The following is a 14,602-nucleotide window of genomic DNA, read 5'->3' on the forward strand; positions in this document are numbered from 1 at the left end:
CGCTCATTCCAGGCCGAGGAGCCCCTCGATCCCCTGGCTGAGGCCGGGGCGATCCCCGACGGCCCTCACCGCGGTGATGACGCCGGGCATGTAGCTGGCGCGGTTCATCGAGTCGTGGCGGATCGTCAGCGTCTCGCCGTCCTGGCCGAAGAGCACCTCCTGGTGGGCAATCAGGCCCTGGATGCGCAGGGCGTGGATGTGGATGCCGTCGACCTGGGCGCCGCGGGCACCGTCGGGGTCGATCTGGGTGGCATCCGGCACCGCCTCCAGGCCCGCCTCGCGCCGCGCCTCGGCGATCATCTGGGCCGTGGTTCCGGCCGTACCGGAGGGCGCATCGGCCTTGTTCGGGTGGTGCAGCTCGATGATCTCCACGCTCGGGTAGTAGGCGGCCGCCTGCTTGGCGAAGTGCATCATCAACACCGCACCGATGGAGAAGTTGGAGGCGATCAGCACGCCCACCTGCGGCTTCTCGGCCAGCCAGCCGCGCAACGTCTCCAGGCGCTCGGGGGTGAAGCCCGTGGTGCCCACCACCGCGTGCTTGTTGTGGTCGATGCACCAGCGCAGGTTGTCCATCACGGCATCGGGATGGGTGAAGTCCACCACAACGTCGGCCCGCTCGGCCTCGTCGTGGGGATCACCGGCGTCGACCGCGGCCACCAGCTCGAGGCCCTCGGCGCGCTGCACCGCACGGCAGACCTCGCCCCCCATTCGTCCATTCGCACCGAAGACCGCCACTCGAGTCACGCCTGCTCCTGTTCCATCCGGGCACTGCCCGGACTCGTCACCCCGGGATCCCCCCGGGCTGTTGGTTTCTCAGCCCCATTGTGGCAACAGATCCCCGACTGCGGAGCCATCTCGGCGCGCGCCGTGCCACCCACCGGCAGGCGCCACGCACAGTTCACCTCCGGTTGATCGAGGCATCTAGGCTTGTCATCGTGCAGAATCCGTCGATCACCCTGATCCCCCGCGAAGGCCTGGCACACCGCGGATGCCAGGCCGTCTGGCTTGACCGCGCAACCATCGCCGTGCCGCGCCACCTGGATGCTGGCCTGCGACACCCACCTCGCCGCCAGCGCTGGGTGCTGCTGTGGTCGCCACTGGCCTCGGTGGACTGGTCGGGGCAGACGGTCACCGGGCTGGAGGCTGACGACGTCCGCCTGGTCGAGCTGGAGGCACAGCCGGCCGGCCTGCCGGACCAGCTGCGTGCCCGGCACCGCGCGCAGGCCGTCCACCTGGCACTGCGGCTGCCGCGCGCCGCGGAGCCCCTGGTGCCCGAGATGCTCACCGGCCAGCTCCTGCTCGGCAGGGTGCTAGACGGTCGGCTGGACGTGCTCACCGGCCTCCAGCTGGGACCGGTGCTCGACGACGTGCACGCCCCCAGTGCCCGGCAACGGGAACTGGGCCCGCACGTGCACGGCGAGCGGATCCACCTGGGCCTGTGGGCCCCCACCGCCCAGCAGGTGCACCTGCTGCTGTGGCCGGCCGACGCGGGCAGTGCCCCGCCGCTGGCCACGGCCCGCCGGCGCGCGATGACCCGCACCACCGACGGCACCTGGACGGCGAGCCTGGGACGTGACTGCCTGGGCGCTCGCTACCTCTACGAGGTGCGCGTCCACAGCCCGGCCACGGGACGCATACAGACCAACCTGGTGACCGACCCCTGGTCGACGGGACTGACCGTGGACTCCCAGCGCTCGGTGCTGGTGGACCTGTCCGATCCGGCGGCGCTGCCCGGCGGGTGGGAGCGTTCCTTCGGCCCGCGGCTGCGCTCCGAGGTGGACGTGGCGGTCTACGAGCTGCACGTGCGCGACTTCTCGACGGCCGACGGGCTGGTGCCCGCGGCCCTTCGCGGGAGCTACCTGGCCTTCGCCCACGACGGCCACGGCACCCGCCACCTGGAGGCCCTCGCCCGGGCCGGCATCAACACGGTGCACCTGCTGCCCTGCTTCGACGTGGCCAGCATCCCCGAGGCCACCCCGATGCCCCAGCCCAATGATGCGGAGCTGGCCCGTCTTCGTCCCGACGACCACCGCCAGCAGCAGATGCTCGCCGCGCTGGGGGACGCCGATGCCTTCAACTGGGGCTATGACCCGTGGCACTGGGGCGTACCGGAGGGCTCCTATGCCTCCACCGTCGAGTCGGCAGACGGGGCCCGGCGCGTCGGCGAGTTCCGCGTCATGGTGCACGCGCTGCACCAGATGGGATTGCGGGTGGTGATGGACCAGGTCTTCACCCACACCGCCGCCAGCGGCCAGGACCAGCGCAGCGTGCTCGACCGGATCACCCCCGGCTACCACCACCGGCTGGACGCGATGGGCCTTCCCGAGGGCTCGACGACCGCGAACAATGTGGCCACCGAGCGGTTGATGACCGAGAAGCTGATGGTGGAGATGGTGGTGCGCTGGGCCCGCGACTACCACGTCGACGGCTTCCGCTTCGACCTGATGGGCCATTCGAGTGCCCGCAACATGGCGCGGGTGCGCCACGCCCTGGACCAGTTGACGGTCGAACGCGACGGCATCAACGGCCGCGAGGTGCACCTCTACGGCGAGGGCTGGAACTTCGGGGAGGTGGCCGACAATGCCCTGTTCACCCAGGCGACGCAGGGCCAGCTGGACGGCACCCGGATCGCCACCTTCAACGACCGGATCCGCGATGCGGTGCGCGGCGGGCGTCCCTTCGACGAGGACCCGCGCCGGCAGGGCTTCGCGACGGGCCTGGCCGGCGACCCCAACGGAAGCCGGTGGGACGTCACCGCCGCCGAGGAACTGGGCCGCTCCACCGACCTGCTGATGCTCGGCATGGCGGGGAACCTGCGCGACTACTCGCTGCGCTGCCATGACGGTTGGCGACGCCGCGGCGACCAGATCGACTACGGCGGCCGCCCGGCCGGCTATGCCGCCGAGCCCTTCGACGTCGTGAACTATGTCGATGCCCACGACAACGAGACGCTGTGGGATGCCCTCACGCTGAAGCTGCCGGCCAAGCTCCCCATGGACCAGCGGATCCGGATGAACACCCTGGCCCTGGCCACGGTGGTGTTGGGCCAGTCGCCCTTCCTGTGGCATGCCGGCGCCGACCTGCTGCGCAGCAAGTCCTTCGACCGCAACTCCTACAACTCCGGGGACTGGTTCAACCGGCTCGACTGGACTGGCGCGCACAACGGCTTCGGTCGCGGCCTGCCGCCGGCCCCCGACAACATGACCCGCTGGCCCTGGCTGCGTCCGCTGCTGGCCGATCCCACGCTGAAGCCCACGCCGGAGCAGGTGCGCGAGGCGAACCATCGCGCCCACGACCTGTTGCACGTGCGCTCCTCGACACCGCTGCTGCGGCTGGGACGCGCCGAGCTGGTGCACCAGATGGTGCACTTCCCGGTGGCCGGCACCGAGCTGGCGACCCCCGGCGCGGTGGTGATGCACGTCGACAACCGCGAACGCCTGGTCCCTGGTGTGCTCGACGGCGCCGTGGTGGTGCTCAATGCCTGCCCCGGCACGGTGCGTCAGCCAGTGCCCTCCTTGGCCGGGCTCGACCTGCGCCTGTGCCCGGCCCAGGCCGACGGCCGCGACCCGGTGACGGCCTCGGCGCGTTTCATCGACGGGGTGCTGGAGGTGCCGGGACGCACCGCGGCGGTCTTCTGGCAGCGGGCCTGAGCAGTGTCCGAGGCAACCGTGCCCGAGACAATCGCGGCCGAGACGGTGGTGCACCTTGGCTTCGGCACCGGCGACGCCCACGCACTGCTGCTCGCCCTGGCGGCGCGGGTGACCGGCCGCGACGGCTGGCGCCTGGCCCATGCCTGCGGCCGGTGTGGCAGCAGCGCCCATGGCCGCCCAGTTCTTGTGGGGCCTCCGGGGCTCCTCGGCCAGTCCAGGGCGCCGCACGTGAACCTGTCGCGGGCCGACGGGCACTGCCTGGTGGCGGTCTGCGTCGAGGCGCCGGTGGGCGTCGACCTGGAGCGGCCCGGCGCAGCCGACGGCCTGGAATCGCTGTGGGAACTGGACGACGGAGCTGACCGCACCCGCGCTTGGGTTCGCACCGAAGCGCGGCTGAAGGCCTTGGGGACGGGATTCGCCGTCCCTGCAGGGAATCGCCGAGCGTGTGGGGAAGCGGTCCAGGTCCTCGACCTCGACCTCGACTGCACGGCTGACCTCGTCCCGTGGCGCGCCGCCCTCGCGATGGCCGGCCCCCGCCGGCCGGTGCTCGCAGACGGGTTCAGTGGGCCAGGACCCAGCCTCAGCGCAGAACCGGCAGCGGCGGCAGCGCCGTCTGACCCAGCCACGCGTCGAAGAGCTTCTCCAGCTTCGCCGCGTGCTCAGGCGCCCGAGCGGTGCAGTGGACGATGAAGTCATCGGTCGTCACCACCCCGCCGGCATGCTCGGCGGTCCACGACTTCAGGATCTCGAAGAAGAGCTCATCGCCCACCTGGCAGCGCACGGCGTGCAGGGTCAGCGCGCCGCGCTTGTAGACCCAGTCGTCGAACATGTCGCGCATGCCTGGGTTGCGCAGCAGCGTGGACTGCTGCTGCCCCTTGAGTCCGGCATGGTGCAGCGCGGCCTGCTGCTGGGTGCCGACGGTGATGCCGCTGGCGGCGCGCTGCTCGGCCCACAGCCACTCGCTGTAGCAGGCGAAGCCCTCGTGCAGCCAGATGTCGGCCAGCTGCGCCGCGGTGACCGAGTTGCCGAACCACTGGTGGGCCAGCTCGTGCACGACCAGGCGCTCGTTCTCCCAGGTAGGGGTGGCGAAGTTGCGCCCGAAGGTGCTCAGCCCCTGCGCCTCCAGCGGGATCTCCAGCACGTCGTCGACCACGACGGCGCGGTACTGGTCGAAGGGATAGGGGCCGAAGAGCTCGGCCAGGTGGTCGACCATGCGACCTTGGTGCTCGAAGGCGGTTCCCGCGCCGACGGCGATCCGGCCTGGATGCACCACCTCGACCGGAACACCGGCCGGTTGCTCGTCGACGGTGTAGCGGCCGATCTGCACGGTGGCCAGGTAGGGCGACATCGGCTGGTCCATCTCGTAGACCCAGCGCGTGGTGCCGCCACTGGCCTGGTGCTCGGCCAGCGTGCCATTGCACACCACGCGGTAGCCGCTGGCGGCGCGCACCTCGATCCGGTAGGTGCCCTTGCGGGCGGCGTCGTCATTGCACGGGAACCAGCCGGGAGCGCCCTGGGGCTGCGAGGCGACGATCACGCCATCGGTGAGCTCCTCCCAGCCGGCGGCGCCATGGACTCCCGGGACGGTGGTCGGCTTTCCGGCGCAGGCGATCACCAGCTCCATCCGGTCACCTGGCTTGCGGGCCCCGGTCTCGACGACGAGCTTGTTGCGGGTCTGGCGGTGGCGGGTCCTGGCCCCGTCGACGGTCACCCGCGAAGCCTTAAGCCCCACCAGGTCGAGCTCCAGCCTGGTCAGGGGCTGGTCCACCACGACGGTGAGCCGGGCCAGCTCGTCGAGGCGGTTGGTGGTCACCTTGTAGTCCAGGCGCAGGTCAGTGTGCAGCACCCGGTACCCGTCGTCGCCATGGCCGGGAAGGTAGGGATCGGGGGCGGGCACGGTGATGCTCCTTCGGGGTTGGTGCTGCAGTGGGATGTGCGGGGCCGGTCCAGCCTAGGGCCTGGGTGCCTCGGGCTCGTCCTCCACCCACGGGCCGATCGGGTTGCCACCCCACCGGGTGCGCTCGGGCAGCGACTCGCCGCGCATCACCAGCGAGCCCGGCCCGACCGTGGCGTGCGCGCCGATGTGGGCCGCGGGCAGCACCACCGAGTTGGGGCCGAGCGTCGCACCGGCGTCCAGGGTGACCCGGTCGGTGGCCAGGATGCGGTCGTGGAAGAGATGGGTCTGCACCACGCAGCCACGGTTGACGGTGGCGCCATCGCCCAGTGCCACCAGGTCGTGCTCCGGTAGCCAGTAGGTCTCGCACCACACACCGCGTCCGATCCGGGCCCCCATCAGGCGGAAGTAGCCGTTGAGCATCGAGGTTCCGGGCACGTGGCGCAGGAACCACGGCATGGCGACGGACTCGACGAAGGCATCGGCCAGCTCGCCGCGCCAGACCGCGGCCGACCACAGCGGGTGCTCGTCGACCTTCCACCGGCCCACCAGCAGCCACTTGGCCGCGGCCGCCAGCAGCACCGCGACCCAGCCGCACAACACCAGCACCAGGCCCGATCCGGCGGCAGCCACCCACCAGCCGAAGCGCTCCACCAGCAGCGCCAGCAGCCCGACGCACAGCAGCCCGATGGCCAGGTGGGCGAGCAGCGCCAGCACCCGGCAACTCTCGACCAGGCCGCGCCGCCCCCGCAACCGGCGGCTGGGGGCGCTGGTGCGGGAGCTGTCCGAGACTTGCGCGCTGCGGCGCAACTTCTCGGGCGGCGAGCCCACCCAGGAGGCGCCCGCCTTGGCCTTCTTGCGTCGCGGCGCGGCCGAGAGCACCGCCACCAGTGAGCCCTTGGGCACCTTGCGGCCCGGCGCCGTCATGCCGGAGTTGCCGACGAAGGCGCCCTTGCCGATCTTGACCCGCTCGATGCGCAGCCAGCCTCCGCCCAGCTCGTAGCCCCCGATCAGGGTGTCATCGGCCAGGAAGGAGCCGGCACCCACCGTGGTGAGTGCGGGGATCATCAGCACCGTGGAGGCCTCGGCATCCTTGCCCACCTTGGCGCCCAGCGCCCGCAGCCACCAGGTGGTGGCCGCGCCGGCGTAGAGGGGGAAGAGCCAGGTGCGGGCCTCGTCCATCACGCGCAGCGTCGCCCACGCCTGGAAGGCCTGGCGACCCTGCACCGGGTGGTGGCCTCCCTCCAGGCCGATCCCCAGCAGCCGCACCACGACGAGCACCAGCAGCACCAGCGTCGCGTAGCCGGCCAGACCGGCCAGCGGCAGCCACAGCGCCGCGGTCGTCAGCGCGTCGCGAATCCCGGTGGTGGCGGCGACGGGACGCCACAGCACGGCCGCACCGGCCGCCATGGCCAGCACCGGCAGCGAGGAGATCGCCGCACCGGCAGTGCCGTAGATCCAGGTCCACCAGGGACGCGACGGGGGCTGCTCCTCCCACGGGCCGCGGGCCCGTCCGATCGGGACCGCAGGCGAACCCGACCAGCGCTCACCGGCCGGGACGTCGTGCAGCACCGTCGATCCGGGCGCCACCTCCGCCTCGGGCCCCAGGCGGACGCCGCCGAAGATGGTGGAGCGGGCGCCGACACGGGCGCCGGCACCCACCTCGATGCGTCCCAGGTGCACGGTCGCCCCGTCGATCCAGTGCCCACTGAGGTCCACCTCGGGCTCGATGGAGCAGGCCTCCCCCAGGGTGAGGAAACCGGTGACGGGCGGCAGGGCGTGCAGGTCCACGTGCGGTTCGACGCGGCAGCCGAGCAACCGGGCATACCAGCGCACCAGGCCGGCCCCGCCGATGGTGCCGGCACCGAAGGTGTCGACCAGGCGCTCGGCCAGCCACAGCCGCAGGTGCACCTTGCCTCCCCGCGGGTACTGCCCCGGCGTGATGCCCGCGAGCACCAGCCGTGCCGCACCGGCCGCCACCAGCAGCCGGCCCGGCGCGAAGACCAGCACCACCCACAGCAACGCCAGCAGCCACCACGGCGCCAGCGGGGCCAAGCTGGCGGGAAGCCCCCACCCGGCAAGGTCGAGCACGCGCGCACCCAGCGCGAGCCAGAAGACCCAACGGAAACCCTGCAGGGTGCGGATCCCCAACAGCGCGGCCACCTGGCCCAGCTGCGTCTTGAGCGGCACCGGGTGCACCTTCTCGTTGCGCCGCCCCGCAGGGGCCTCGAGCTGCGCCAGGCGGGTGGCGAAGGCGCCCAGCGTCTGGTGCTCGTAGACGTCGGCGACGGTTGCCGTCGGGAACTGGGTGCGGACCCGGGCGATGATCTGCGCGGCCGTCAACGAGCCGCCGCCCAGGTCGAAGAAGTCCTCCTCGGCCGAGGTGGGGCGGCTGCCCAGCACCTCCTGCCAGATACCGGCCACCCAGTTGGCGCGCTCCCCCAGCTCGGCATTGACCGTGGTGTCCTCGGGCAGCGGCCAGGGCAGCGCGTCGCGGTCGATCTTGCCGCTGGTGCGGGTGGGCAGGTCGTCGACCACCGCCAGCCTCGGCACCATGGCCGCGGGCATGTCGGCGCGCAGCCGCGCCATCGAGCTGGACCGGTCGAAGTGCTCGTCGACGGTGACATAGCCGACGATCAGCGCATTGCCCGAAGCGCTCTTGCGCACCGCCGCCGCGGCACCGACGACCCCGGGCAGCTGCAGCAGCGCGGAGTCGATCTCGCCCAGCTCGATGCGTCGCCCACCGACCTTCACCTGGTCGTCGGCACGGCCGCGAAAGACCAACCCGGCCGGGTCGTTGACCACCACGTCGCCGGAGCGATAGGCGCGCTCCCAGCCCAGGGTGGGCATCGGGGCGTACTTCTCGGCGTCCTTGGCGGGGTCCAGGTAGCGGGCCAGACCGACACCGCCGATGATCAGCTCCCCCTCCTCGCCCTCGGCCACCGGGTTGCCCTCGGCGTCCACCACGGCCAGGTTCCAGCCGTCCAGGGGCAGGCCGATGCGCACCAGCGGGCTGCCGTCGAGTTCCGCGGCGCAGGCCACGACGGTGGCCTCGGTGGGGCCATAGGTGTTCCACACCTCCCGGGTGTCGGTGGCGAAGCGGGCACCGAGCTCGGGCGGGCAGGCCTCGCCACCGACGATCAGCAGCCGCACCCGGTCCATCGCCTCAGTGGGCCACAGGCTGACCAGGGTGGGGACGGTGGACACGACGGTGATCCGGTTGGCCACCAGCCACGGCCCCAGGTCGACGCCGGACTTGACCAGGCTGCGCGGTGCCGGCACCAGGCAGGCGCCGTGGGCCCAGGCCAGCCACATCTCCTCACAGGAGGCGTCGAAGGCGACGCTCAGGCCAGCCATCACCCGGTCGCCGGGCCCGATCGACTGGCGGGGCAGGAAGATGCGGGACTCGGCATCGACGAAGGCAGCAGCACTGCGGTGGCTCACCGCCACCCCCTTGGGCTTGCCGGTGGAACCGGAGGTGAAGATCACCCAGCAGTCGTCGCCCAGCTCGGGCTCGACCAGCTCGGTGGCGGCCCGCGGCGGGGACAGGCGGCTGGTCACGACCAGGTCTGCGGTCACGACGGCTGCCACCTCGGCCTCGGAGAAGACGGTGCGGGCCCGCTCGTCGGGGTCGTCGGCATCGACCGGCACATAGGCGGCGCCGGCCTGCAGGATGCCCATGATCGCCACGTACAGGTCCGCGGTGCCCGACGGGACGCGCACGCCGACCTTGTCACCGGGGCCGATGCCCAGCTCGGCGAGCTGGGCGGCCACCACCAGGGCGGCCTGGCGGAACTCGTCGTAGGTGAGCACCTGGTTGCCTGCATCCAGCGCCGGCTGGTCACCGTGAGCCTCGACGACCTCGTCGAAGAGCTCGACCAGGGTCCGCGGCGCGGGGGCGCGGGTACCGCCCAACAGGGGGTCCAGGAGCAGGTGCTCGGGGGAATTGTCTGCACTCACTGGGGTGAGTATGCCCGGCCCAGGTGAACACCAGGCATACGTCCAGCGGCGCGCCTCAGGCCAAGGGGTCGAGGATCCGGTGCAGGAAGCTTCGGGTGCGGGGCTGTTCCGGGTCGTCGATCACTTGGGCGGGGCTGCCCTGTTCCACCAGCAGGCCACCGTCGATGAACAGCACCTGGTCTGCCACGCGTCGTGCGAAGGCGATCTCGTGGGTGACCACCAGCATGGTGCGTCCCTGCTCGGCCAACCGGCGCATCACTCCCAACACCTCGCCCACCAGTTCTAGGTCCAGGGCGCTGGTGGGTTCGTCGAAGAGCAGCAGGTCGGGCCGCTGCGCCAGTGCCCGGGCGATGCCGACCCTTTGCTGCTGGCCACCGGAGAGCTGGTGCGGGTACTTGTCGGCCTGGTCTGCCAGGCCCACCTGGGCGAGCAGGTCACGGGCGGTGGCCTCGGCCTCCGCTCGCGGCACCTTCTGCACCTGCACCGGGCCCTCGATGACATTGGCGAGCACGCTGCGGTGCCCGAACAGGTTGTGCTGTTGGAAGACCATGCCGCTGTGGCTGCGCAGGCTCGCGACCTGGCGTGCCCACTCCCCCACGGCGTGGCCGTGGCGTCCGCGTCGGAGCTGGGCAAAGTCCACCGCGTCTTGGCCGATGCGCACGCGTCCGGCATCGGGCAGGTCCAGGGCATTCAGCGAGCGCAGGATGGTCGTCTTGCCCGATCCCGACGGGCCGAGCAGCACCGTCACCTCGCCGGGGGCGATGGTGAAGTCGATGCCGCGCAGGACGTCGACGGGGCCGAAGGACTTGCGCAGCCCCGTCACCTCCACCAGGGACGCGCCTGTCGGGTTCCGTGTCGTGGTCATTGCGCCACATGCCTTCCGAGTCGCTCCTCCAACCAGGACTGCACGAAGCCCAGGGCGAGGCAGATGATCCAGTACAGGGCCGCCGCGACGCCGTAGAGCTCCAGGAAGGCGCCGCTGGGGGCGGCGGCGATCTGGGCGCGACGGAACATCTCGGTGACCAGGATGCTGGAGGCCAGGGAGGTGTCCTTGACCAGTGAGATCAGCGTGTTGGACAGCGGGGGAACCGCCACCCGCGCCGCCTGCGGCAGGATCACCCGGCGAAGTGTCAGCCCGCGGCCCATGCCGATGGTGGTGGCCGCTTCCCACTGCCCCCGCGGCACCGAGCCCATGGCCGAGCGGATGATCTCGGCGGCATAGGCGGCCACGTTGAGGCTGAAGGCGATCACCGCCGCCGGCCATGGCGACAACCGGATGCCGAGCTGCGGCAGGCCGAAGAAGACGATGAACAGCTGCACCAGCAGCGGTGTGCCGCGAAAGAGCGAGATGAACAGCCGTGCCGGCCAGTCCATCAGGCGGTTCGACGAGATCCGGGCCAGCGCGAGCACCAGTGCCAGGGCGAGACCGATGACGAAGCTGACCAGTGTCAGCGGGATCGTGGCGGTGAGGATGGAGCTCACCATCGGCCCGATGTTCTCGCGCACCACGCTCCAGGTGGACGGGGCGCTCACCTCCACGGCGAAGTAGGTGTCGTAGATGCGCTGGGCGGTGCCGTCGGCCTCCATCTCGGCGATCACCTTGTCGACGTCGGCCACGATGCCGGCCCCCTTGCGGGTGGCGAAGACGCTCTGGGACTGCTCGGTGGTGGTGGCCTTGATCTCCAGGCCCGAGTCGGGATGCAGTGTCAGGAAGTTGCGCACCGCCAGCTCGTCGTTGACCAGGACGTCGACGCGTCCTTGGCTGACCAGGTCTGCGGCCTTGTCCATCGCCTCGACGCCGACGATGGTGGCACCGGCATCCTTGGCCACCGTCGCCCAGCTGGAGGTGATGTTCTGTGCCGAGCGCAGGCCCTTGACGTCGTCCAGCGAATCGATGCGGTCGTCGTCGGCCCGGGCCAGCACGACGCCGTGGCTGGTCACATAGGGCTTGGAGAGGTCATAGCGGGCCTGCCGCTCGGGATTGACGCTCACCTGGTTGGCGATCAGGTCGACACGTCCCGCGTCGAGCCCGGCGAACATCGAGTCCCAGGGGGTCTCGACGAAGTCCACCTGCACCCCGAGGCGCCGGGCGACCTCGTTGATGTAGTCGACGTCGTAGCCGGTGAGCTTGTCACCGGTGTGGTAGCTGAAGGGCGGGTAGACGCCCTCGGTGCCCACCCGCAGGGTGTCCGGCACGGCCGCGGGTTGTACCGGGGCGGTGCGGGCCTGCGCCGCCGGTGACGCCAGGCCGCACAGGCCGGCCAGTGCCAGCAGGATGGCCAGGAGCCAGCGGACCGGGGTCCTGCGCATCGGGACCCACCAGGTCGCAGGCGTGGGGAATGAGGCTCTCACCTGCCGAAGGCTAGGACCTTGCCCCGCACGAATTCACCGGTTCCACCCTGTGGTCGGGGCAGTCCCTTGTACGATGGCGTTCCGCGCACTGGTTGGGATCGGAGGTTTTCTGCCGGTGCGTGCGACAGACAGGAAGGTGACCCTGATTCGCACACACCTTTGCCGGGAGCGCTGGCCAGCGGCCGACCCTGCCCCGCTGCTGCAGCCCGGCTGTGCCACCGTGGCCGTGCTGGACGACGAGGCAGTCGTGGCCGTCCTGCGGTGGTGGGTGGCCGACGGCATCACCTGGTTCGAGCCCTGGCCCGGCTCCCAGGACACGGCACTGTGGCCGTCGGTCGTGCTGGGTGAGGGCTCGACGCCCACCCGGGCGGAGGTCTGGTTCGACCGTCCGCGCTTGGACGGGCAGGACGAGTTGCTGGCCCGGGCGGTGCTGTCCATCGACGGCTCCATCGACTGGGAGCACCCGCCGGCTGACAGCCTCGAGGGGCTGGTCGTGCGGGAGCTCGCGCACGCCGTTGCGGGACAACTGCGTCCAGCGACGACCCCGACGCTGGCCAGTGGCGAGGTCCTGGCGCTCCCGGGCCCCGCGCTCGGAGGGCTCCACGAAGACCTGCGCCTGCGCAGCTGGCACGCACGAGTGGGAGACGCCGTCCTGCGCGCCCTGGAGTTCACCCCTATCCGCGACGAGGACGATGAAGTGGTGGCCCGACGGGCACAGGTCCACTGGGCCGATGCTCCCCGCAGCGCGCCCGGCGAGGTGGTCTGGAAGGGGGCGGGGCTGCGCTACTGGCCGGGCGGCTCCCACCCGATGGTGCACCCACCACAGGAACGCGAGCAGTGGACCGGGCTGGAGCGACTGCTGCTGGACCGGCTGGCATTGGACTGGGCATCCCAGCGCTGAACAGACCAGGCAGTCGAGCCAGGCTCAGCGCGGGTCGAGCCAGTGCTCCCGAAGCCGACGCGCGGCGGTGCGGGGCGTCGCCGCGCCGGCCATGCTCACCACCGGCACCTGGGCCAGCAGCTCACGGGCGAGATTGTTGACCTCGTCGAGCGTCACTGCGGCGTAGGCGTCGAGCACCTCGGCGATGGTGCGCCGATCGCCGGTCACCTCAGCACTGCCCAGTCGGCTCATCCGGGCCGACGGGTTCTCGTAGTGCAGGATGCTCTGGCCCACCAGTTGCCCCTTGGCGGCCTCCAGCTCGTCGGCGGTGATGCCGTGCTCACGCACCTCGGCCACGATGTCTCGCACCACCTGCATGATCTCGGCGGTGCGCTCGGGAAGCGCCTGCCAGTCGATGGTCATCAGGCCTGCATCGGTCCAGGCAGCCTCGCCGCAGTCGATGGTGTAGGCCAGTGCGCGGCGCTCCCGCACCTCCAGGAAGAGCCGCGAGCTCATGCCACCGCCCAGGGCGACGGCCAGCAGCGCCAGCGCCTCGCGGCGCGCATCGAGGGCACCGAAGGTGCCGAAGCCCAGCACCACCGAGGTCTGGGCGAGGTCATTGGAGCGCACCCGGACCGGGGAGGACACCGCGGGACGGGCGGGCTCGCGCTCGGGCGCGTGCTTCGTCGTGGCGAGCGCGCGGTCGAAGTCGGCCAGGCGACGGCACAGCTCGTCGTGGTCCACGGCGCCGACCGCTGCGACGACGATCCGGTCGCTGGTGTAGCTGCGACGCCAGTAGTCCCGCACCCGCTGGGTGCTCATCCGGCGGATGGAGGTGGACGAGCCGATCACCAGCGGTGCCAGCCGGGTGCCGGCGAACAGGGCGTCAATGGTGGCCTCGACCGCCACCTCGGAAGGGTCGTCGGCGTGCATGGCGATCTCGTCGAGGATCACTCCGCGCTCGGCCCCGACGTCGACGGGCCGCAGCAGGGAGTTTGCGAGCATGTCGCAGAAGACGTCGACCGTCGCCCCGGCCTGCTCGCTCAGCACCCTGGCGTGGAAGCAGGTGTACTCGCGGGTGGTGTAGGCATTGAGGTCGCCGCCGAAGTTCTCCACCTGCGCCGAGATCTGCTCCGCGGTCCGGGTCGGGGTGCCCTTGAAGAGCACGTGCTCCAGGAAGTGGCTGGCGCCATGCTCGCCGGGCTGCTCGTCGCGGGAGCCGGCGCCCACGAAGAAACCGACGTCGAAGGCGCGTGATCCAGGTACCTGCTCGGTCACGACGCGCAGACCGCCCGGCAGCGACGAGCGACGGACAGCAGGAGCGGAATCGGCCATCGGACCAGCCTAGCCGCGATCCCCGGTCGATCCTTCACACCGGTGGGCTGGTCTGGGGCCAGGTGTGCACCAGGACATTGGACGGCCAGCCGGACCCTGCCAGAATGGGCAGGAAATCCGTCGAGCTGCAGAGGAAAGTGGTGCCATGAGCATGGCCGGACTCCGAAGGGTGTCCCTCGTGGTCTTGGCGGCGCTGGTCTTCACGACCGCAGGCTGCTCCGTCTACGAAGCCGCGACGACGAAGCACATGGACATCGACCTGGCCCAGTTCGAGAAGAACCCTGACAAGTCCTGGCCCTACCTCGACGCAAGGATCGCCACGCAGGAGGAATGCCCAGAGGCACAGTGCATCCAGGCGGCCAGGAACCAGTGGATCACCATCCTCAAGTTCGAGTCGACCGACCAGGCCAACGCTTATGCAGCACAGTGCGACTGCGAGACCATGGACGTCCTGGCGGTTCGCTTCGATGGCAAGAAGGTTTCTCCCGAGACCCGCGCCGAGATCATGAACAGTCTCGGGCAGATCAACTT

Annotated in this window: 9 protein-coding genes; 3 read left to right on the plus strand and 6 right to left on the minus strand. The window is 71.1% G+C overall.

The features are described 5' to 3' along the window. Window positions 1-3: 3 nt before the first annotated feature. Entirely contained in the window at window positions 4-744 is a 741-nt protein-coding gene (dapB, locus tag ACHFFZ_RS16595) for a 4-hydroxy-tetrahydrodipicolinate reductase (RefSeq protein ID WP_394277700.1), read from the minus strand. Window positions 745-935: 191 nt separating this feature from the next. Here dapB and pulA point away from each other — a divergent pair, with 191 nt between their 5' ends. Further along, complete coding sequence (pulA, locus tag ACHFFZ_RS16600; RefSeq protein ID WP_394277701.1) at window positions 936-3,650, plus strand: pullulanase-type alpha-1,6-glucosidase; 2,715 nt, start codon at window positions 936-938, stop codon at window positions 3,648-3,650. A 580-nt stretch (window positions 3,651-4,230) separates the two neighbouring features. On the opposite strand, the gene ACHFFZ_RS16605 is transcribed toward pulA, so the two are convergent. Genes ACHFFZ_RS16605 through ACHFFZ_RS16620 form a run of 4 tightly spaced genes read right to left on the minus strand, consistent with a single transcriptional unit; the run spans window position 4,231 to window position 11,814 of the window. Further along, entirely contained in the window at window positions 4,231-5,547 is a 1,317-nt protein-coding gene (locus ACHFFZ_RS16605) for a M1 family metallopeptidase (protein ID WP_394277702.1), read from the minus strand. 54 nt (window positions 5,548-5,601) lie between these two features. Continuing rightward, window positions 5,602-9,504: a Pls/PosA family non-ribosomal peptide synthetase gene (locus tag ACHFFZ_RS16610; protein WP_394277703.1), complete on the minus strand. Its 3,903-nt coding sequence runs from the start codon at window positions 9,502-9,504 to the stop codon at window positions 5,602-5,604. A gap of 55 nt (window positions 9,505-9,559) precedes the next feature. After that, the gene (locus ACHFFZ_RS16615; RefSeq protein ID WP_394277704.1) at window positions 9,560-10,369 is read right to left on the minus strand and encodes an amino acid ABC transporter ATP-binding protein; all 810 of its coding nucleotides are present in this window, start codon (window positions 10,367-10,369) and stop codon (window positions 9,560-9,562) included. Then, window positions 10,366-11,814, minus strand: coding sequence for an ABC transporter substrate-binding protein/permease (locus ACHFFZ_RS16620; RefSeq protein ID WP_394277705.1), 1,449 nt, complete (start codon window positions 11,812-11,814; stop codon window positions 10,366-10,368). The genes ACHFFZ_RS16615 and ACHFFZ_RS16620 overlap by 4 nt, the downstream gene beginning before the upstream one ends. Window positions 11,815-11,992: 178 nt before the next feature. On the opposite strand from ACHFFZ_RS16620, the gene ACHFFZ_RS16625 reads away from it, so the two are divergent. Further along, on the plus strand, window positions 11,993-12,757 hold the full coding sequence (locus ACHFFZ_RS16625; protein ID WP_394277706.1) for a hypothetical protein: 765 nt from the start codon (window positions 11,993-11,995) through the stop codon (window positions 12,755-12,757). 24 nt (window positions 12,758-12,781) lie between these two features. Here the strand turns inward: ACHFFZ_RS16625 and ACHFFZ_RS16630 are convergent, their stop codons facing one another. Continuing rightward, window positions 12,782-14,071, minus strand: coding sequence for a M16 family metallopeptidase (locus ACHFFZ_RS16630; protein ID WP_394277707.1), 1,290 nt, complete (start codon window positions 14,069-14,071; stop codon window positions 12,782-12,784). Window positions 14,072-14,240: 169 nt separating this feature from the next. On the opposite strand from ACHFFZ_RS16630, the gene ACHFFZ_RS16635 reads away from it, so the two are divergent. Then, the coding region (locus ACHFFZ_RS16635; protein ID WP_394277708.1) for a hypothetical protein at window positions 14,241-14,602 on the plus strand (362 nt) is incomplete at its 3' end.

The sequence above is a fragment of the Luteococcus sp. genome (genome assembly GCF_043424415.1).
In the GTDB taxonomy this organism is placed as follows: domain Bacteria; phylum Actinomycetota; class Actinomycetes; order Propionibacteriales; family Propionibacteriaceae; genus Luteococcus.

Bases quoted from the DNA above. Each gene is read 5' to 3' on its own strand.
- ACHFFZ_RS16630 (WP_394277707.1), bottom strand. From the start codon at position 14,071: ATGGCCGATTCCGCTCCTGCTGTCCGTCGCTCGTCGCTGCCGGGCGGT.
- ACHFFZ_RS16620 (WP_394277705.1), bottom strand. From the start codon at position 11,814: ATGCGCAGGACCCCGGTCCGCTGGCTCCTGGCCATCCTGCTGGCACTG.
- ACHFFZ_RS16615 (WP_394277704.1), bottom strand. From the start codon at position 10,369: ATGACCACGACACGGAACCCGACAGGCGCGTCCCTGGTGGAGGTGACG.